At 57.0% G+C, this 19,754-nt stretch carries 14 protein-coding genes; 7 read left to right on the forward strand and 7 right to left on the reverse strand.

Going from position 1 to position 19,754, the window contains the following annotated elements:
* Positions 1-14: 14 nt before the first annotated feature.
* Entirely contained in the window at positions 15-1,478 is a 1,464-nt protein-coding gene (locus QOL84_RS05705) for a hypothetical protein (protein ID WP_283436521.1), read from the reverse strand.
* A 553-nt stretch (positions 1,479-2,031) separates the two neighbouring features.
* Positions 2,032-3,054 carry a zinc-dependent alcohol dehydrogenase family protein gene (locus QOL84_RS05710; RefSeq protein ID WP_129393736.1) on the reverse strand — a complete coding sequence of 341 codons (1,023 nt, stop codon included), beginning with the start codon at positions 3,052-3,054 and terminating at the stop codon, positions 2,032-2,034.
* A gap of 270 nt (positions 3,055-3,324) precedes the next feature.
* Between QOL84_RS05710 and QOL84_RS05715 the strand changes: the two genes are divergently transcribed.
* Positions 3,325-4,239, forward strand: coding sequence for a LysR family transcriptional regulator (locus tag QOL84_RS05715; protein ID WP_129393734.1), 915 nt, complete (start codon positions 3,325-3,327; stop codon positions 4,237-4,239).
* Between the two features lie 232 nt (positions 4,240-4,471).
* Positions 4,472-4,774 carry a hypothetical protein gene (locus tag QOL84_RS05720; protein ID WP_283436522.1) on the forward strand — a complete coding sequence of 101 codons (303 nt, stop codon included), beginning with the start codon at positions 4,472-4,474 and terminating at the stop codon, positions 4,772-4,774.
* 81 nt (positions 4,775-4,855) lie between these two features.
* Here QOL84_RS05720 and QOL84_RS05725 read toward each other — a convergent pair whose 3' ends face one another.
* Together QOL84_RS05725 and QOL84_RS05730 are read right to left on the reverse strand one after the other, a co-directional pair.
* On the reverse strand, positions 4,856-6,172 hold the full coding sequence (locus tag QOL84_RS05725) for an McrC family protein (RefSeq protein WP_283436523.1): 1,317 nt from the start codon (positions 6,170-6,172) through the stop codon (positions 4,856-4,858).
* 8 nt (positions 6,173-6,180) lie between these two features.
* Complete coding sequence (locus QOL84_RS05730) at positions 6,181-8,202, reverse strand: McrB family protein (protein WP_283436524.1); 2,022 nt, start codon at positions 8,200-8,202, stop codon at positions 6,181-6,183.
* Positions 8,203-9,146: 944 nt separating this feature from the next.
* Here QOL84_RS05730 and QOL84_RS05735 point away from each other — a divergent pair.
* The 5 genes from QOL84_RS05735 to QOL84_RS05755 all read left to right on the forward strand — a co-directional run bounded on the left by QOL84_RS05735 (position 9,147) and on the right by QOL84_RS05755 (position 16,096).
* Positions 9,147-9,494 (forward strand): DUF4190 domain-containing protein, encoded by a 348-nt coding sequence (locus QOL84_RS05735; protein WP_283436525.1) that lies wholly within the window; start codon positions 9,147-9,149, stop codon positions 9,492-9,494.
* 15 nt (positions 9,495-9,509) lie between these two features.
* On the forward strand, positions 9,510-9,962 hold the full coding sequence (locus tag QOL84_RS05740) for a DUF805 domain-containing protein (RefSeq protein ID WP_283436526.1): 453 nt from the start codon (positions 9,510-9,512) through the stop codon (positions 9,960-9,962).
* Positions 9,963-10,229: 267 nt separating this feature from the next.
* A complete protein-coding gene (gene mexE / locus QOL84_RS05745; RefSeq protein WP_129393721.1) occupies positions 10,230-11,483 on the forward strand; it encodes a multidrug efflux RND transporter periplasmic adaptor subunit MexE in 1,254 nt (417 codons plus the stop codon).
* Between the two features lie 15 nt (positions 11,484-11,498).
* Positions 11,499-14,678, forward strand: a complete 3,180-nt coding sequence (locus tag QOL84_RS05750; protein ID WP_283436527.1) for an efflux RND transporter permease subunit — start codon at positions 11,499-11,501, stop codon at positions 14,676-14,678.
* Positions 14,675-16,096, forward strand: a complete 1,422-nt coding sequence (locus QOL84_RS05755) for an efflux transporter outer membrane subunit (protein ID WP_129393717.1) — start codon at positions 14,675-14,677, stop codon at positions 16,094-16,096. The genes QOL84_RS05750 and QOL84_RS05755 overlap by 4 nt, the downstream gene beginning before the upstream one ends.
* Positions 16,097-16,391: 295 nt before the next feature.
* Here QOL84_RS05755 and QOL84_RS05760 read toward each other — a convergent pair whose 3' ends face one another.
* From QOL84_RS05760 to QOL84_RS05770, 3 genes are read right to left on the reverse strand one after another with little or no spacing between them, the layout of a single operon-like run.
* A complete protein-coding gene (locus QOL84_RS05760) occupies positions 16,392-17,336 on the reverse strand; it encodes an HlyD family secretion protein (RefSeq protein ID WP_283436528.1) in 945 nt (314 codons plus the stop codon).
* Between the two features lie 4 nt (positions 17,337-17,340).
* Positions 17,341-17,541, reverse strand: a complete 201-nt coding sequence (locus tag QOL84_RS05765; RefSeq protein ID WP_283436529.1) for a DUF1656 domain-containing protein — start codon at positions 17,539-17,541, stop codon at positions 17,341-17,343.
* Complete coding sequence (locus tag QOL84_RS05770) at positions 17,531-19,666, reverse strand: FUSC family protein (protein WP_283438626.1); 2,136 nt, start codon at positions 19,664-19,666, stop codon at positions 17,531-17,533. Before QOL84_RS05770 ends, QOL84_RS05765 begins: the two co-directional genes overlap by 11 nt.
* Positions 19,667-19,754: the final 88 nt, after the last annotated feature.

Here is a 19,754-nt window from a genome sequence, read left to right on the forward strand (position 1 = left end):
GGCAAAAATCACGTTCAACCTTCCGCCGACCGCTCATTGGCAACTGTTGGTGCTACGGCAGCCGCGGTTTTTTGCGGGTCTTGCGCCAGCGATTCCGGTATCTGGATTGCGCTCATGGCGTACAAACGGGCAATCAAATTCACCGGCAGCCCGCTGACATCGGTCATCCACTTCACCACCTGTTCCGGGGCATGCAAGCCTTGCATGGCCCGGTGCAAATCCGGCAATGCCACGAGCATGCCCGGATGACATTTGCGCAGAAACATTTCGAGCCCCGCACCGCTGTTGATAAAAGGCGCAAACAGCAGGCAAGTCAGCTGGTTTTCACTGAGATTGAAGGTTTCCTGCAAATGATTGGCCGCGTGTATTCGTCGCTGTTCAAGATCGAGCAGGTTGCCGAAGGTTGCCAGCAAATGCTCACAAACCGGCTCGGGCACTTGATTGCGGCGCAATGCTGCCAGGCTCTCTTGCAGGTAGTCAGCGACACCCTTTTCATAGGTTTGGCTTTCGATGACACTCGCCTGCAAGCCACGCAGGTGCGCGGCCACCAGTGGCTCGACGAACTCAAAGTCGCCTTGATACAGCGTCAGGTCGTCAGCCTGAAATCCGAGGAAGTCACTGAGCAATGGCCAGCGCTCTTCGAGCTTACCGACAATCATGTCGTTGATGTCGATGAAACTGGAACGACGACACGCCTCGAACTGCCCTTCCGGACGCCACGGCAATTGCTCGCCCTCGGTGTAGAAGTGCCGGTAGTAGTCGCTGCCGAGCCCGTCAAGCATCGGAAACAACATCTCGAAACCGCCATGATTCGCTGGCAGTCCACCAAGCCCCGCTTTGAGTGCGGCCCGATTGAGCCCTTCCAGAAACAGTTTCTGCCGACGCGGTGGCTCAGCGCCGATCATCGCGTCGACACCGTTGTTCCAGCGGGCGATCTGGCTGTAGAACTCCGCTGTCGCCAGGTAGGCGTCATCCCACAATTCGAGTGTTTCATTCGACGTTCGGCGATGCCCCGACATCAGCAGATTGATGCGATTCGCCTCGCGACTGGCTTCGCTGACCACCGACTGGAGATCGAAGGGGCCAACCTGGCGATGATCCACCATCAATAACTCGACCCGTGGATCGTCGTTAAGAAACAACGCGCCGTAGCTGCGGTGCATGTTTTGCAGCGCGCCATGGCTGGTGCCATTCAAGCGTAAGGAGGCAACGCGCAATTGAAAGGTCGCCGGCGCGCGACCCGCCAGGCTCAGTTGTGCGGCTCGCAGCAAGGCCAGCGTGTAACAACTGTCCCTTGAGCCTGACTGGATCACCAGCACCTTGAAGTTACCGATGTGCTCCATGCCGCCGGCCGCCACCAGCAAGCGCTGGATCAACAGCTGCAAAGCCGTCCGCTCTGCACGGGAGAAGAAACTCAGCAACCGTTGCAGAACTTGCTGGAAGACGTAATTCATTGCCTGATCATGGATCGTAGTCATCGGTATTTACCCGGTATCAATAGTTTCATGCCGCGCACACTGAGAGTGTCAGCGGCACAACAATTCATCAATAAGTAATAGACGCTCAAATGCTAACACTTACGCAATCGTAGTTATTTGAAACACATGAGCAATTAAAGACTGACCAGCACCCAGCCAAGGCTTTCAACGCATTGTTATAAAAGGATATTTTCCAGATGAAAAACGCCCTAGGAAACTTCCGACAACGTCCCACGACAATTGAGTACAAGAAAAACAGACGCTGCCTCGGAAACGCCCTACAACAATTAAACAGAAATTGCCGGAGCACACAGAAGTAGCCGTTTGATATTGCACAGGACAAATAGAATGCACAGACATGGCTCATTCCTTGAGATGAAAGTAATCATTCAATTATCAGGGCTTATATGATGATTAGAAGATACAGATAGAAAGCAAAAACCAGTTCAGTTGCTGAACGGTCGCGCAGGCGCTGCCTGAAAAGCTTTCATTTTTGGAGGGGGATAAACACAAAAGAGTCCGTGGGGCCACGGACTCTCTGTTCAGCAGGGTTTTACGCAGGTTCGACTTGCAGTGCGACCCGTTCGCGGCATGGGCATTCGTCCATGTAGCGGTGCGCTTCGACGAACTCGTTGAACGGAAACACCCGAGTCTTCAACGGCACCAGCACTCGATCGGCTGTCAGCTGGTTGATGTCACGCAGGGCGCGTTGCAGTGCGACGTGATCCTGAGTGATGCCCAGCTCCGGCTTGCCGGTGAAGTTACCGATGCAGTGGACGAAGAACTGAATGTTCTTCTGGAACGCTGCACACGCCGGGAATGGCGTCTGGTTACCACCTTGCAGGCCATACAGGACAAGACTGCCGCGCGGTGCCAGAACGTCGCCAAGCAACGACATCTGCGGGCCACCCAGACCGTCGAACACCACATCAACGCCACGGTTGTCGGTGATCTTGTTGACGCGCATCAGCAGATCTTCTTCCTCGGTGACGATGACTTTCTCGGCACCCAGGGACAGCAGATATTCACGCTCTTCGGCCGACTTGGTCGCGGCAATCACTCGTACACCCATGGCCTTGCCCAACTGGACAAAGGACGGGCCGGCGCAATGGCTGGCGTCAGTGACCAGAGCAAACTGTCCCGGCTTGACCCGTGCCAGATCGGCGTAGGCAAAGTAGGCGATCAGCAGTGGCGTGTAGTGCACGCTGGCTTCGATCGGGCTGAGCACGTCCGGATAGCGGGTCAGCGCGGTGCGTGGCAATACGATCTGCTCGCCGTAGACCGGGTAGTCGTTCGGGCTTTCAGCCGGAAAACTGGCGACCTTGTCACCTACGGACAAGTCCTCGACATCGGCACCGACTGCGGTGACGACACCGGCCATCTCATGGCCAAGGCCCGAAGGCAGACGAGCCTGAGACGAGGCCAGGTTCTGACGCCAAAGCGTGTCATACCAGCTGATGCCGATCGCTTCGACACGCACCTGCACTTCGCCAGGACCTGGCTGAGCGGCCGCATGCTCTTCGCATTTGAGCACCTCGGCGGGACCAAACTTGTGAAAACGGATCGTGCGGGACATCGCAAACCTCGTCAAAGTAACCTCTAATGCCATGAACTCTATCTGGGCTTTCGACCCAAGACTATCAGTGGCTATTAATAGTCGACATGCCTGTCATTGATTCCGCAGTATGGGCGGCATTGGCAAAATCCATGGAAAATCTGCTGTCACCGTTTCAGTAAAGCTGAATTTTCCGGTGCAGAGTACCAGCCTTTCCCCGTAATATTCATGCCGGTCATTGTTCTCATATGGCCGCTCTCGTCAAGCTTGATGACTCTGCCAGGACTCCAGATGAATCGTAATGACCTGCGTCGTGTCGACCTGAACCTGTTGATCGTATTCGAAACATTGATGCACGAACGCAGCGTGACCCGGGCAGCGGAAAAGCTGTTTCTCGGTCAGCCAGCGATCAGTGCGGCGCTCTCGCGCCTGCGTAGCCTGTTCGATGACCCGCTATTTGTACGCACCGGGCGCAGCATGGAACCGTCTGCCCGCGCGGTGGAAATCTTCGCCCTGCTCTCGCCGGCCCTTGACTCGATTTCCACGGCAGTCAGCCGTGCATCGGAATTCGATCCGGCTACCAGCACCTCGGTGTTTCGGATCGGTTTGTCCGACGACGTCGAGTTCGCCCTGCTGCCAATGCTGCTCAAACGCCTGCGCGCGGAATCGCCGGGAATTGTGTTGGTGGTGCGGCGAGTCAACTACATATTGATGCCTGGCCTGCTGGCTTCCGGCGAAATATCCATCGGTGTCAGCTACACCACCGACCTGCCGGCCAACGCCAAGCGTAAAGTCCTGCGCCGCAGCCAGCCGAAATTGCTCCGTGCCGATACCGTGCCAGGGCCGCTGAGCCTGGATGACTATTGCGCGCGTCCGCATGCGCTGGTGTCGTTTGCCGGGGATCTGAGTGGCTTTATTGATGAAGAGCTGGAGAAGTTGGGGCGCAAGCGACATGTGGTGCTGGCCGTGCCGCAATTCAACGGATTGAGTACGTTGCTGGCGGGCACCGACATTGTCGCGACCGTGCCGGATTACACGGCTGATGCGCTGACGGCGGCCGGCGGTGTGCGCGCGGAGGATCCGCCGTTGCCGACGCGTACGTTTGAGCTGCATATGGCTTGGCGTGGGTCGCAGGATAATGATCCGGGGGAGAGATGGTTGAGGTCGCGGATTCAGATGTTTTTTGGCGATCCGGATAGTCTTTAAAAGAGTTGACGCGCCTGACCTTGGCGCGTTTCTGCAGAGGTACTCCGGAGCCCCTTTCATCTCAAGCCAACTGTCACCACGTAAATGCACGAACAACAAAACGCTCATCAGAGACCCGCGTCGGCAGCTCTGAATTACGACCGCTTAAGGCTGCCGATCCTCGGACAGCCTTGGAGCTCTACGATATTGCTATCGATCACAACTGCCCGACCTGACCTCTTGAAACTTTCTGGTGACACTGGATCCGGTGGGTGCAGGATTTCTCGTATGGCTGGGTTCCGACATCTATTTTTCTCAGCCAACGCCTGTCGCTGAAACATGGATCAAAATCCGAGCCAACGCAAGCTCACCTGACCAATCTGACGGTGTCGCTGACTTCGGGGAGCGCTGGATGATCGAAGCCGGTCCGACCATCAATAAAGCCATTGATAGGCACCATGCTTCCGCGGACTGGATGTTTATCGAACCTGTGCAAGGCGCGAAGTCTGCCTGTGATCTGATTTTTGATTCATTCAACGGTATTTTCGGCCAATGAACAGATTCCGCAGTGTCATGTACTTGGCACTTCTTCTCTGCACCGGTTGTGTAAAAACGGCAAGCATTCCGCCCGCCGACCTCACCTTATCGTCCCCTCCACGGTTTCGCACGTTTTACTGCCATAGAGACACAGACCCAAAGGTGATATCTCTGGCAGTAACAACGTGCGGCTTTCAAAGCAAAACGGCACAACCCAGAGCTTCAAGTCATTCGAACTACTGAAGTCGAATACAGGCAAAGGTTGAGTAAATGACTCCGTCCACGGATAGATCAACACGACGCTGCCCGGGCTTTTTAAATAGATGTGTGCGTACGCGTGCAATTGGTAGAAGTCGCTTTGGCTGAGTTGGTACTTCTCACCACTGTTACCCTTGGCGCTATCCAGAAGCTTCCATTTCGTATCGAGCACCATGCAAGTTTGTGTGCCCTGCTCAATTAGCAAATCCGGTTTGAGACGGAACCAGTCTTGCTGCTTATGGCTCACTAAATGGTGCTTGCAGGTCTGGGTCCGTAGATTGAAACCCTGCCGGACCTGAGTCCCAAGGTGCTTCGCGACATAAGCTTCGAACACCGCCTCCATGGGAAACAACATGGAAGGTGCGTTGTGCTCGCCTGTACCAGTCACCGGGCTGTCGCCTTGCAGGATTAACTGTGCCCAAGCAAGCGCAGGTTCGTAATAGGTCATTCCCCGATCCAGCCGGATACGTTTGAGATCCCGGGCAATATCGGTGCAAATCGGCACATCGGCAAACACGAAACTCAACTCGCGCGCCAAGCGCTGATTGCCCGGTGCTTTGCACATCCCAAGCGTTTTTCGCAGTGCGGTATGAATGAGCCGGTTTTCTGCCCGATCTTGAGTAAACTCGTCGAACTCGCTGAAAAAACGGTCACGACGTACCACATTTTGCGAGAGATGAGGCGCTATCAACAATTTGCCACGCAGGCTCGACAGATTAGCCTGCCGAGTACTGTAGTCACTTCGAACACCTCGCTTTACCACATCCCTTGCTGACGCTAGAAACTGCTGGAGAAATACCTCAAGCAATGGCATCTGTTGCTTTTGAAGATCAGCATTGGCTGTCTTGATATGACGAAAGCTCCGCAGACACTTGAGCATTTCAATCAAATTATTACGTGCCGTTTTTACAGACGTATCGCGACCAATCTTGGGCAGAATCTCTATTTGATAGCCACAAGGAGCGCAGACCACGCCCACATAGTTGGTGAACTGAATGGCGCGCCGCCCCCGACGACTAGTCAGTTTCATCCAGACCGGCGCCAGCACGTCAGGGGTCAGGCATTGTTCTTCAAGCCAGGCAAATACCTTTGGGGGGACGGTGTTACCATTCACACCGTCAGCCTTGGGGAACACCGTGTCGAACTCGAAAATCTGCATGGACGTCATTAAACAAGCGTCGCGTAGATTTCGATAAAAGCTTTCGGTTCAAGCAGCGCACCCGCATTCAAACGGTACTGAGGCCGCAGCGAGTATTCATCCAGGCCGTGATTGGCGCCGAACAGGTCCTTGGGGAGACTGTCGGTTTTCAACTCCTGGACAAACTGAAGCATGTCCGCTGATTTCTGGTTATCACCCAGTACTAATCGAATTTTTTGCCAATCTTCGAAAAAATACTCTTCCAGCAATGGAATAATGCGCGTCTTGAAAATGCCGCCGAGCGCTTTGAAACGCTCCTCAATCGCGAGATTTTTCAACGACGTGAAATACGCGTGCCCAATGGCGTGTTCACGGTCATACAACGCTTCGATACGCCTGTTGAGTGCAGTCAGCAGTTGACCGAGAAAGATGGAATGCCCTCCTTCGGAAATCGCGATTTCAGCCAACACAGACGGTTCTGGCATCAACTCGATGAATTCGAAACGGCGACGCAACGCCGTATCAACCAATGCCAGTGATCGGTCGGCCGTGTTCATCGTCCCGATCAAATCAACATTTGAAGGAACGCTGAATGGCTTGCCTGAGTAGGGAAGTGTGAGGGTTACCTCATATTCGCCTCCCATACGTTTGTCGACTTCGATCAGCGTGATCAACTCGCCGAAAATCTTGCTGATATTGCCGCGATTGATTTCGTCAATCACCATCGCGTACTGCTGATCCGGATTTTTCAGCGCTTCTTCACACAGCCGCAGGAATGCACCCCTTTTGATCTCGTAACGGACATCCTTTGGACAATCTGCTTGTTCCTTTTCTTGAGTCAGGTATTCGGGATCCACAAGCACCGGACGCAGACCTTCGACGAACTCTTCGTAGCCGTAGGATTGGTGAAAGGTGACAAATTCATAGCGTTTTATCCCTTCGGCGGATGTGTAGCTCTCGCGAAGCAACTCCTGCAGCCTGCGGGTTTTGCCGGTGCCGGGAGGGCCAAAATAGATTTCATTGCGTGGAATGACAGCCGCATCAGTGGCCCTGATGCTATCCGGCTGTCCCCCCTCCTCCTCACTCGAACCTTCTTCGCTGCCGTAATCATCCGGCCAGAAACCTGCGCGACTGGATTGCTGATCTTGTTCAAGCCAGATGTTGGTATTTTGCGCCTTCAGCTCTTCAACCGATGCCACAAGCGCCTCACTCAGATCCTCGTTTACCGATATCGTCTTCAGACCACCGAATGATGCCCACCGGACCGAAACACGATTCGCTTGGACAAACAACACGCCCGTTGATGATCCCTTTAACGCATCTTTGCGCTTCCTGCCGAAGACCAACTGAGTATTAGTAGACTTCGTTGACCACCAGTCAAAACCGAGTTCGTGTATCGCAACGGCGAACCGGGCAAATAACTCCGTCATCTCGCGACTCCACTTTGGCTGCCGCAGTCTGAAGTCCTTGCTGATCTGGAAGTGTTCCAATAATTTGGACAAGGCGGGCGAAGTGTTCAATCCAAACTGTTCAGCCATATCGTCGTATCCGATTTCAAATTTTTCAATGGCCGCGGCACTCCAATCCACAATCCCCTGAAACCCGAGCGCCAATCCTTCTTCAGCGGACAAGGTCGCAACAATAGGTGAGGATTGATAAGGGCCGCGCAACTTGTCATAGCGCTCTCGCAACGTGATATCGGTGATCTTTTTATCGACCAGGTCAAGCTTGACGACAAAGCCCCAATTGGCATCGATACCGACGGTGTAGGCCAAGCCTTGAGGAGCGTCCGCACGAGGATAGATTCGCGCCCAGTTGTAGCCCAAAAATTTCTTGTTCCACTGGCCGATGGGCCTGCGAATGACTTGGGGGGCAATGCTGTTCGGAAATACACGCCGTTGCAATGCGTACGCCCATTGCTTGGTGACGTTATAAGCCTCGCGCAATTGGCTGTAGGCTTGCCGATGTGATGCGTCGTCTTTGTCAAAGACCTTGTCGTGCCATGCACTTAAACAATCGAATTGGTCGCTGGTAAAATAATCTGACGCCACGTGTTGTCATCCCATCCTTTGAAAGTGATTCCATGGTGCCATCACTTGTAAGGGACGGATAGAGCAACTCGAAATAGTCTTTCGTTTGTGCATGCCCCTTCAACGATGGGAACACCAATCGTCCACAATAGTAGGCTCCGAGATCATCCGGACTCGGTAGGCGCAAGAGTAAGTTTGCAGGCCGTGAATCGCCTCGGGCTCTCTAAACACCTTGCAAGCTCTTTTCGACTAAACTCGGCACCGCAGACATCTCCGGCCTTTGCTTTGAGCATAGGAGGAAGTCTATGAGCACCCAACGACTCACGCCGAAATTCAAGGCAGAAGCCGTCAGGCAAGTCATTGAGTGCGGATCTCAAGAGCGTAAGCAGCCGAGCACCATGGCGTTCGAGCCTCAGCCTCTATGCCCTGATTCGATGTCGTACAACCCTGTTGTTTTCTTCAAAGCCCCGTTCCAGGGGCTTTGTTGCATCAGAATAATCACGCGTATAGCGCCGCAGGAATAACTTAAAATACGCCGCCGCAAACCATTGCCTTATAGGGAGTCACAAGGACGGACTCAATGCTTTTTTCGCAACACGTCTACGCAATCCCCGTAGTGCGCGTCCTCCGCACTGGAAAGGCGCTCCGCGTGAAGGCTCGACCGTGCCTGACCTTCAGTGCTTTGGGGTAGATGCCAATGGCAAAGAACGCAAAGGACCACCATTGGGCGTCCTGAAAAACAGACAACTTCAAGGCCTGACGTTGCGATTGCAAGTCAGTGTGGTGGATGACGCTCCGCGGTCTTGAGGCCTCCAAACGAGCGTTGAACCACCTGCCACACCCTCTGCGCTGCAAAAATGCCATTAATGGCACAGTGCCTGATGACAAATTTGGTAATAAAGATTAACTTAGCGCCGCCTCGGCCTACGCAAGGTCGGGGATTTCGCACTCAGTTAAGGAAAACGATGGCAATGGTCTATTGTCGTGCTTGCGCCAAGGAGCTTCACGAAACGGCGCACACTTGCCCCCAGTGCGGGGCCAGCCAACAGGCCTTCGTGCCGCAAACGCAAGCCGAAGTACCCTGGCTAGCCATCGTTTCGATGATCCTCGGAATTATCTGCGCACTCACGCTCTTCGATGATTCCGAATGGGACGCTGAAACGATCCTCGGTGTTGGTTTTATCAGCATCGCCGGTCTCGCCTGCGGCATCATTTGCATCAACCAAAAACACTCAGGAAGAAACCTCGCGATCGCCGGCATCATTTTGTCTGGCCTTACCGCGTTGGTTTTGCTGTGTCTATCGATTGAATAATTTTAGGGAAAAAATATGAGCATGGTTTTCTGCCGCGGTTGCGCCAAGGAAATAAGCACTTTGGCCGTGGCTTGCCCACAGTGTGGGGCGCCTCAGGCAACCCAACAGTCCTATGCACAGGGCCCCGCCATTTCGACGGGCAATCCTTACCTTGAAGCATTGAAGAATTACGCGGTATTCAACGGTCGTGCTACGCGCCGTGAATACTGGTTGTTCTTCCTGATCAACATGGGTGTTGCGTTCGTTATGGGCTTCATTGACGGTTTTTTCACAACCGGCGGGGTTCTGCAAGCTCTCTATAATCTGGCGCTGCTGGTGCCGACCATTGCCGTTGGTGTACGTCGTATGCACGACACCGATCGCAGCGGCTGGTGGTTGCTGCTGCCAATCGTCAACCTGGTGTTCCTGGCGCAGGACAGCCAGCCGGGCCCGAACCGTTTCGGTTCGAACCGCAAAGGCATCAACTGATACACATCGGCATCTAGCTGATCGAGACGGCCTTCATGGCCGTCTCTTTGTTTCTGGCCTGCGGATTTGCACCGTGATTTGCGACGCAACGCATCATGAAACTTTCATCACGGACATTGATAGCACCCTAACGAAAGGTGCATGCTAGAGGGCTCGAATCGTTCTTATATCATTCCGAATGATAGTTACCTTTGCTTCATTCGATTCGTGCCATCACACCCCGCCGAGCATCATCCGCCCATCTTCAATACATTGGCGGATGCATCCATGGAACAGTCACTCAAACATTTGCGCTTCCCGTTGGCCTTGTTGGCCGTACTGGTGATGAGCGCCTGCGGCAAGACTCCGGAGACTGCCGCCACCGCGCCTGCTGCCAAAGTCAGCGTGGCCAAGGTGATCGAACAACCGGTCAACGAGTGGGACGAATTCACCGGGCGCCTGGAGGCGCCGGAAACCGTTGAAATCCGTCCACGGGTCTCCGGCCAGATCGACGAGGTCGCTTTCACTGAAGGCGCACTGGTCAAGAAAGGCGACCTGCTGTTCCAGATCGACCCGCGTCCATTCCAGGCTGAGGTCCGCCGCCTCGAAGCACTGGTAGCCCAGTCCCGCGCCAACGCCACCCGCAGTGAAAACGAAGCCGGTCGTGGTGAACGTCTGCGTGCCAGCAATGCGATTTCTGCAGAACTGGCCGACTCGCGTACCAGTGCCGCTCAAGAAGCCCGCGCCGCTGTCGGCGCCCTGCAAGCGCAGCTGGATCTGGCCAAACTGAACCTCAGCTTCACTCGCGTCACCGCACCGATCAGTGGCCGTGTCAGCCGTGCCGAGATCACCGCCGGCAACCTGGTGACTGCCGACACTACCGCGCTGACCAGCGTGGTTTCGACTGACCGCGTTTACGCCTACTTCGACGCTGACGAACGTGTCTTCCTCAAATACACCCAGTTGGCCCGCAACGGTCAGCGTGGCGCGACCACTCCGGTGTACATGGGCCTGTCGAACGAAGACGGTAACCCGCACCTCGGTCAGATGAACTTCGTCGACAACCAGGTCAACCCGAAAACCGGCACCATCCGTGGTCGCGCGGTATTCGACAACAGTGATGGCACCTACACCCCAGGCCTGTATGCACGACTGAAACTGGTCGGCAGCGGCACCTACAACGCCATGCTGATCAACGATGAAGCGGTCGGTACCGACCTCGGCAAGAAGTTCGTGCTGGTCATGGATGCCGACAACAAAACCGCTTACCGCGCCGTCGAACTGGGTCCGAAAATCGAAGGCCTGCGCATCGTCCGTACCGGCCTGAACAAGGACGACACGATCATCGTCAAGGGGCTGCAACGGGTTCGTCCTGGCTCGCCGGTCACGCCTGAAGTGGTGCCGATGGCCAGCGAAACGACCATCGCGGCACTCGCTCAACAACGTCAAGCGCTGGAAGCCAGCAACCTGCCCAAAGTCGCCCCTGCCAAGGGTGCGTCTGGTGCGGTTGTGAAGCTCGCGGCTGCGACCCCACGCGGTTAAGGGACGACAACTCCGATGAATTTTTCCCAATTCTTCATTTCACGGCCGATCTTCGCAGCGGTGCTGTCGCTGTTGATCCTGATCGCCGGTGCGATTTCGCTGTTCCAGTTGCCGATCAGCGAATACCCGGAAGTCGTGCCACCGACCGTGGTGGTGCGTGCCAACTTCCCGGGTGCCAACCCTAAAGTCATCGGTGAAACCGTGGCGGCTCCGCTGGAGCAAGCCATCACTGGCGTTGAGAACATGCTGTACATGTCCTCGCAGTCGACCGCTGACGGCAAGATCACCCTGACAATCACCTTCGCCCTGGGTACTGACCTGGACAACGCGCAGGTACAGGTGCAAAACCGGGTGACCCGTACCGAGCCGAAGCTTCCCGAGGAAGTGACGCGCATCGGTATCACTGTCGACAAGGCATCGCCCGACCTGACCATGGTTGTGCACTTGACCTCGCCGGACAAACGCTACGACATGCTTTACCTGTCCAACTACGCAATCCTCAACATCAAGGATGAGCTCGCTCGTCTCGGTGGTGTCGGTGACGTGCAGCTGTTCGGTATGGGCGACTACTCGCTGCGGGTCTGGCTCGATCCGAACAAGACTGCTTCGCGCAATCTGACCGCGACCGATGTGGTCACGGCGATTCGTGAACAGAACCGTCAGGTCGCCGCCGGTCAACTCGGTGCGCCGCCCGCTCCGAATGCGCAGAGCTTCCAGTTGTCGGTCAACACTCAGGGCCGTCTGGTGTCCGAGGAAGAGTTCGAGAACATCATCATTCGCGCAGGCGATAACGGTGAAATCACTCGCCTCAAGGATATTGCCCGCGTCGAACTCGGTTCCAGCCAATACGCCCTGCGTTCGTTGCTGAACAACCAGCCGGCCGTCGCGATCCCGATCTTCCAGCGTCCAGGCTCCAACGCCATCGAAATCTCGAACGAAGTCCGGGCGAAGATGGATGAGCTGAAGAAAAGCTTCCCGCAAGGCATGGACTACAGCATCGTTTATGACCCGACGATCTTCGTGCGTGGCTCGATCGAGGCGGTGGTTCACACCCTCTTCGAAGCACTGATTCTCGTGGTTCTGGTGGTGATCCTGTTCCTGCAGACCTGGCGCGCCTCGATCATTCCGTTGGTGGCGGTGCCGGTATCGTTGATCGGTACGTTTGCGGTCATGCACCTGTTCGGTTTCTCGCTCAACGCGCTGTCGCTGTTCGGTCTGGTACTGGCCATCGGTATCGTGGTCGACGACGCCATCGTGGTGGTGGAGAACGTCGAGCGCAACATTGAACTCGGATTGACGCCGGTCGAAGCGACCAAGCGGGCGATGCGTGAAGTGACCGGCCCGATCATTGCCACGGCACTGGTGCTGTGCGCGGTGTTCATCCCGGCCGCTTTCATCTCCGGCCTCACCGGGCAGTTCTACAAGCAGTTTGCACTGACCATCGCTATTTCGACGGTGATCTCGGCGTTCAACTCGCTGACCCTGTCGCCAGCGCTGGCCGCTGTGTTGCTGAAAAGCCACGACGCACCGAAAGACCGCTTCTCCAAGGTGCTCGACAAGATCTTCGGTGGCTGGCTGTTCCGTCCATTCAACCGCTTCTTTGATCGCGCCAGTCATGGTTACGTCGGCACGGTGGGCCGTGTTATCCGCAGCAGTGGCATCGCCCTTCTACTGTACGCAGGCCTGATGGTGCTGACCTTCTTCGGCTTCGCACACACCCCGACCGGTTTCGTACCCGGTCAGGACAAGCAATATCTGGTGGCCTTCGCGCAATTGCCGGACGCTTCGAGCCTGGATCGCACCGAAGACGTGATCAAGCGCATGTCCGACCTCGCGCTGAAACAGCCAGGCGTGGAAAGCGCCGTAGCGTTCCCGGGCCTGTCGATCAACGGCTTCACCAACAGCCCGAACGCCGGCATCGTGTTCGTGACCCTGAAACCGTTCGACGAACGTAAAGACCCGAGCATGTCCGCCGGTGCGATTGCCGGTGCCTTGAACGGCCAGTTCGCCAACATTCAGGAAGCGTACATGGCGATCTTCCCGCCACCGCCGGTACAAGGTCTGGGCACCATTGGTGGTTTCCGTCTGCAAATCGAAGACCGGGGGAACCTGGGCTACGACGAGCTGTACAAAGAAACCATGAACATCATCAACAAAAGCCACAACGTGCCGGAACTGGCTGGCCTGTTCACCAGTTACACAGTGAACGTGCCGCAGGTCGATGCCGCCATCGACCGTGAAAAAGCCAAGACCCACGGCGTGGCTGTCAGCGACATCTTCGACACCCTGCAGATTTACCTGGGTTCGCTGTATGCCAACGACTTCAACCGCTTCGGGCGCACCTATCAGGTCAACGTTCAGGCCGAGCAGCAGTTCCGCCTCGAATCCGATCAGATCGGTCAGCTGAAAGTGCGCAACAACAAAGGCGAAATGATCCCGCTGGCGACCTTCATCAAGGTCAGCGACACCTCGGGCCCGGATCGCGTGATGCACTACAACGGCTTCATCACCGCGGAAATCAACGGTGCCGCGGCTCCCGGCTACAGCTCTGGCCAGGCCGAAAAAGCCATCGAGAAACTGCTCAAGGATGAACTTCCGAACGGCATGACCTACGAATGGACCGACCTGACCTATCAGCAGATTCTGTCCGGCAACACTGCGTTGTTCGTGTTCCCGCTCTGCGTACTGCTGGCGTTCCTGGTGCTCGCGGCTCAATACGAAAGCTGGAGCCTGCCACTGGCAGTGATCCTGATCGTACCGATGACCCTGCTGTCGGCCATCACCGGCGTGATCATCTCGGGGGGTGACAACAACATCTTCACCCAGATCGGTTTGATCGTACTGGTGGGACTTGCCTGTAAGAACGCGATTCTGATCGTCGAATTCGCCAAGGATAAACAGGAAGAAGGCCTCAACCCGCTCGCTGCGGTACTGGAAGCTTGCCGTCTGCGTCTGCGGCCGATCCTGATGACCTCCTTCGCGTTCATCATGGGTGTGGTGCCACTGGTGTTCTCCAGCGGTGCCGGTGCCGAGATGCGTCATGCCATGGGTGTGGCGGTGTTCTCCGGGATGCTCGGGGTGACCTTCTTTGGTCTGTTGCTGACGCCAGTGTTCTACGTGCTGATCCGTAACTTTGTCGAACGCGGCGAAGCCCGCAAAGCGGCCAAAGCCCTGAAACTGGAGGCGCAACAATGAGTCTGAAAGTCTTCCTGCCGAGTCTGCTGGTACTGGCCCTCAGTGCCTGCGCCGTCGGCCCCGACTACAAGACCCCAGCCACGGAGGCGGCCAACATCACGGCCGTCACCGATGGCGCCGCCGGGCAAAAGAACTTCGACCGTTCGAAATTCGAAGGCATCTGGTGGCAGCAATTCGACGATCCGACCCTCAACCAGTTGGTGACCCAATCGCTGCAAGGCAACCGTGAACTGCGCGTGGCATTCGCCCGCTGGAAAGCCGCCCGGGCGATCCGCGACGACGTCAGCAACGACGCGATGCCAACTATCACCAGCCGCGCCAGCAGTGACCTGGCCAAGGGTCAAATCCCTGGCCAGACCACCAAGCGGGTCAACAGCGAACGCTATGACCTCGGTCTGGACATGGCCTGGGAGCTGGACCTGTTCGGGCGTATTCAGCGCAATCTGGAATCGGCCGATGCAGAACAGCAAGCTGTCGAGGCTGATCTGTACCAACTGCAAGTCACCATGATTGCCGAGCTGGTCGATGCTTACGGCCAACTACGTGGTGCGCAACTGCGCGAAAAGATCGCTGTGGCCAACCTGAACAACCAGGTGGAATCGCGCAAGATCACCATCAGCCTGCGTGATGCCGGTGTTGGCGATCAGCTCGATGTTGAACGTGCCGATGCACGCCTGGCCTCGGTCGAAGCCAGCGTGCCGCAATTGCAGGCGGAACAGGTTCGGCAGAAAAACCGTATCGCTACCCTGCTGGGCGAGCGTCCGGACAAGCTGACTGTCGATCTCAGCCCGAAAGACCTGCCGGCGATTGCCAAGGCCTTGCCGATCGGTGATCCGGGTGAACTGTTGCAGCGTCGCCCGGACATCCTCAGCGCTGAACGCAAACTGGCTTCGGCCACCGCGCGCATCGGTGTGGCGAAAGCCGATCTGTTCCCTCGGGTCAGCCTTAGCGGCTTCCTCGGCTGGACGGCCGGGCGTGGCTCGCAGATCGGTTCCTCGGCGGCCAACGCCTGGGCACTCGGTCCAAGCATCACTTGGGCTGCATTCGACCTTGGCAGTGTGCGAGCGCGTTTGCGCGGCGCCGATGCCGATGCCGAAGGCGCCTTGGCGACCTACGAGCAGCAAGTGCTGCTGGCACTGGAAGAATCGGAAAACGCCTTCAGTGATTACGGCAAACGTCAGCAACGCTTGATCTCGCTGATCCGTCAGAGTGAATCGAGCCGCAAGGCTGCTGACCTCGCCGAGATTCGCTACCGCGAAGGCACCACAGACTTCCTCGTGCTGCTCGATGCGCAGCGTGAACGTCTGAACGCCGAAGACAGTCAGGCCCAGGCCGAAGTCGATCTGTATCGCGGCATTGTCGCAATCTACAAAGCCCTTGGTGGCGGCTGGCAACCGGAGACGGTCGCCAGCAAGTAATCGATTGTTAAAGAGCTCCTTTGGTTGGCCGCAACCAACCAAATTCTTTGCCCCGCGTATCATTCGGTCGCGGGGCTTTTTTGTGCCTGCCTAATTTTCGAACCGTCCTCCTGTAGGAGCTGCCGCAGGCTGCGATCTTTTGATCTCGTTTTTTACAGTACAGATCAAAAGATCGCAGCCTGCGGCAGCTCCTACAGGAGGGGGTGTGCCAAGGGCCAGCGTTGTCGTGGTGTGTCAGGTGTTTCATGGGGCAGCGTTGTCATGGGTGTGTCAGGTGTTTCAGTGGGTTGCGTTGTCAGGGGTGTTGGACGGTGACTGTCGCGGTGGTGCCGGCGCGCAGGCGATTTTTTTCCGCGTAATCGGCATCGATGGCGATCCGTACCGGCACCCGTTGCGCCAGTTTCACCCAGGTATAACTGGGGTTGATGTTGGCCAGCAATCGGCTGCCCGGGGCGTTTTCCCGGTCGGCGATGGCAAAGGCGATGCTCTGCACAGTGCCGCCGAAGGTTTCACCGCTCATCAACTGGATCCGGACCCGATCACCCTCCTCGATCCGCGGCAGTTTGGTTTCTTCGAAATACCCGCTGACGTAGAAAGAGTCGCTGTCGACCAGCGCCAGGAGCGCGCCGCCCGCCACCGCGTAATCACCCTCGCGGGTCAGCAGATTGGTGATGTAGCCGCTGACCGGTGACTCGACGCGAGTGCGCTGCAGTTCGAGTTCGGCCTGAGTCTGCGCGGCAACTGCCAACTGCACATTGGCTTCAGCCAGGCCGAGATTGGCCTGATTACGCAACAGATCGGCCTGAGCCACGGCCACATCCGTGCTGGACTTTTCCCATTCCTCGCCCGAGATGGCGAAACCCTGCTTCAGCGTACGCCTGCGGCGTTCTTCGCTCTGGCGTTGCTTGAGCAACGCTTCACTGGAAATGATCGCCGCTTGCGACTGCCCCAGCGTGGCCTTCGCCACTTCCACCGAACGCCGTGCATGATCCACCGCCAGGCTGTAGCGCGCAGGATCGATCTCCATCAGCAACTGGCCCTTGTCGACATGCTGGTTGTCCTGCACCGCCAGGCGGACAATGCGCCCCGAGACATCTGCCGACAACGTCACCACGTCCGCCCTCACCCGTGCATCCCGCGTCCACGGTGCGCGGGTGTAATGCTCCCAGGCAAACCAGCCAAGCACGATGGCCAGAATCACCACTGCCACTGTCGTTAACCGCGCAACTAACACTTTCAAGGCATCAGGCTCCCATCAACAGAATCAGCGTGGCGCAGACGCAGGCATACAAGGCGCCTTCGAACAGGGCTTCATGCCAGACACGCCGCAATACGCCTATACGTCGCAAGAACCAGTCAAGCAGCATGAAAAACGGTATGGCCAGCAACAACGCCTGGGCAATGGGCGGCAAGTAGACGCCGCCAATCTCGAAATCAATGGGCAAGGGCCGGTGCTCCTTCCTCGACGTTTCGTTGCAAATGTTCACCATGACGCTGCAGAAACGCCTCGACGATCAGCAACGCCACGCGCATGCGAAACACCGACCATAAATGCTCGTGACTGGCCACGTGCAACTCGTCCAGTTGTTCGCCAAGGGTGTGCAGCGTGCCCAGCAACGGCGCCAGTTGCACGTCCGCACGCCCGGCAACAAACCGCCCGGTTTTGCGCAATGCCGAAGACAGCTGCTGGCTGAAGGCGTCGGTCAGCAAAGCATTGTTTTGTGCCTGTTGCCGCAATTGGTGGGTGGCCACCCCCAATGCGACGCAGGCCAGACTGATTTCATACAGTTGCTGCATCGCCCGGTCATTCACTGCTGGCAACAGCCCAAGCATGCTGGTCAGCCGATCGGTCATACGGCTCTCGAAGGCGAACTGTTGTTCATCCGTGGCGGGGGCCTTGCTCAGCTGATACACCTGCTCGCGCGCCTCGTTATATAAGCGGCGAATGCGCAACACCGGGCGAAACGGGAAAATCCACGCGTAGACAATCAAGGCAAGCATTGCGGCGCAGACATAGGCACCGGCAAACTCAAACCATTGAATCGCGGTGTTCTGCCCGGTACCGATGTTCTGCGGGCCGATCATCAGGAAGCTCGAAAGCCCCAGCCCCATGCCGATCCCCGCAGTTGCAGGACTCGCCAGCCCCACAGCGATGACATACAACAATGGCGCGAGCAGCAAGGCCAGGGGTTCGAAATCACTGACCGCCGGTACCAGCGCGAACTGATAGAGCGCCGACACCAGCAGTGCCAGCCCCAGCCCGCGTGCATAACTCTGTGCGGCCATCAGCGGACGCGGAAATGTGGCCATCAGCGAACACAGAATTCCTACCAGAATCATCCCGCCCCGAGCGCCGTCCCATGCGGTCTCGATCCAGATAAGCCCGGCCACCAGCAGCGCGGTAAAGGCCCGGATGGCGTTCATCGAGGCCAGGGTGAAATCCAGATGCAACGGGCTGGCCTGACCGCGATACATGCAACTGGCCTCGCGTCCCTCCTGGATGGCCTCGCTCAATTCGAGGATCTGCTCGAGTTGCCGCAAAAGCCGCGCCTGCTCCCAGCGCAGCGCCCACGCCAGCGAGCGCAGGGTCGCGCTCATGTCTTCGGTCAATTGTTCGGACTTGTATGCCAGCTGCTCGAATTGCTGCTGCAACGTGACGAACTGGTGCCGTGCTTCGGCCGGCAATGCGCGCCCCTGCTGCGCCAACTGGTCGAGCAGTGCCAGCTCTTCTGCGCGCAGACGCTGCACATCCAGTGGCAAATCCCCTTCCCAGCGCTCGGTCAACAACTGCCGTTGGTGACGCAGCGCCGTCAACCTTGAGGTCAGCAGCATCAGTTGATTACCCAGTAACAGCACCAGATTGTTCGCGCTACGCAGGCGCGGCGCGTCGAAATACAGATGCCGACGCAATCCTTCCAGTGCGCTGATTTCACCGAGCAACTGCATTTGCCGGCGCTGGAAGTCCGCTTCGCTTTCTTCGGTGCGAATGACCGCTGCCGCGTGGCTGGCGACCAGTTTGATCACCTGATCGACCTTGGTGAAATAGCCTTTGGCGACCGCTTCCGGCCGGGCCGTGAGCAGGCTCACCACGCAGACGCAGGCCACGGCGAGCAAGGTTTCGGTGACCCGGGTGACGGCCAGCAGAAACGTGCCGTCCTGATCCGGGATCGCCAGCAACGCTACGACTACTGCGGTATAACCGCTGAGGACGAACGCCTGGGAACTGGTGTAGCGCAACAACGTGCCACCCGCCGTACACACTGCCAGCCATAACGCCAACGTGGTAATGAAGGGCAGTGGCGCCTGCGGAAAGATCGCCATGAGCAATACCGCCACGGCGGCGCCGAGCGTGGTGCCGATGATCTGGCCAAAGCTGCGCGCCAAGGCCATTCCCGCCAAAGGCTGGCTGACGATGACCACGGCCATGATCGACCACTTGGGCTGGTCGAGGTCGAACAGAAACGCCAGATACAGCGTCAGTAACCCCGCCGCGATGGTGCGCAGGGCAAACAGCAATACGGCTTGACCGGGATGGATCACAGCCTTGAAGTAGTTGAGCAGGGCTTGCATGGGAACTCTCATCGAAGCGACTCCTGCAAGCGTAGTCACTGCATCGAGAGCCTGACGGGTAACTGAGTCGACGCGACTTGTAGGGCGA

It is taken from the genome of Pseudomonas helmanticensis, from assembly GCF_900182985.1.
GTDB lineage: Bacteria > Pseudomonadota > Gammaproteobacteria > Pseudomonadales > Pseudomonadaceae > Aquipseudomonas > Aquipseudomonas helmanticensis.

What these genes read in the sequence shown, in the direction of transcription:
- QOL84_RS05705 (WP_283436521.1), bottom strand. Translation starts at nt 1,478, where the DNA reads ATGACTACGATCCATGATCAGGCAATGAATTACGTCTTCCAGCAAGTT.
- QOL84_RS05710 (WP_129393736.1), bottom strand. Translation starts at nt 3,054, where the DNA reads ATGTCCCGCACGATCCGTTTTCACAAGTTTGGTCCCGCCGAGGTGCTC.
- QOL84_RS05715 (WP_129393734.1), top strand. Translation starts at nt 3,325, where the DNA reads ATGAATCGTAATGACCTGCGTCGTGTCGACCTGAACCTGTTGATCGTA.
- QOL84_RS05725 (WP_283436523.1), bottom strand. Translation starts at nt 6,172, where the DNA reads ATGCAGATTTTCGAGTTCGACACGGTGTTCCCCAAGGCTGACGGTGTG.
- QOL84_RS05735 (WP_283436525.1), top strand. Translation starts at nt 9,147, where the DNA reads ATGGCAATGGTCTATTGTCGTGCTTGCGCCAAGGAGCTTCACGAAACG.
- QOL84_RS05740 (WP_283436526.1), top strand. Translation starts at nt 9,510, where the DNA reads ATGAGCATGGTTTTCTGCCGCGGTTGCGCCAAGGAAATAAGCACTTTG.
- mexE (WP_129393721.1), top strand. Translation starts at nt 10,230, where the DNA reads ATGGAACAGTCACTCAAACATTTGCGCTTCCCGTTGGCCTTGTTGGCC.
- QOL84_RS05750 (WP_283436527.1), top strand. Translation starts at nt 11,499, where the DNA reads ATGAATTTTTCCCAATTCTTCATTTCACGGCCGATCTTCGCAGCGGTG.
- QOL84_RS05755 (WP_129393717.1), top strand. Translation starts at nt 14,675, where the DNA reads ATGAGTCTGAAAGTCTTCCTGCCGAGTCTGCTGGTACTGGCCCTCAGT.
- QOL84_RS05770 (WP_283438626.1), bottom strand. Translation starts at nt 19,666, where the DNA reads ATGCAAGCCCTGCTCAACTACTTCAAGGCTGTGATCCATCCCGGTCAA.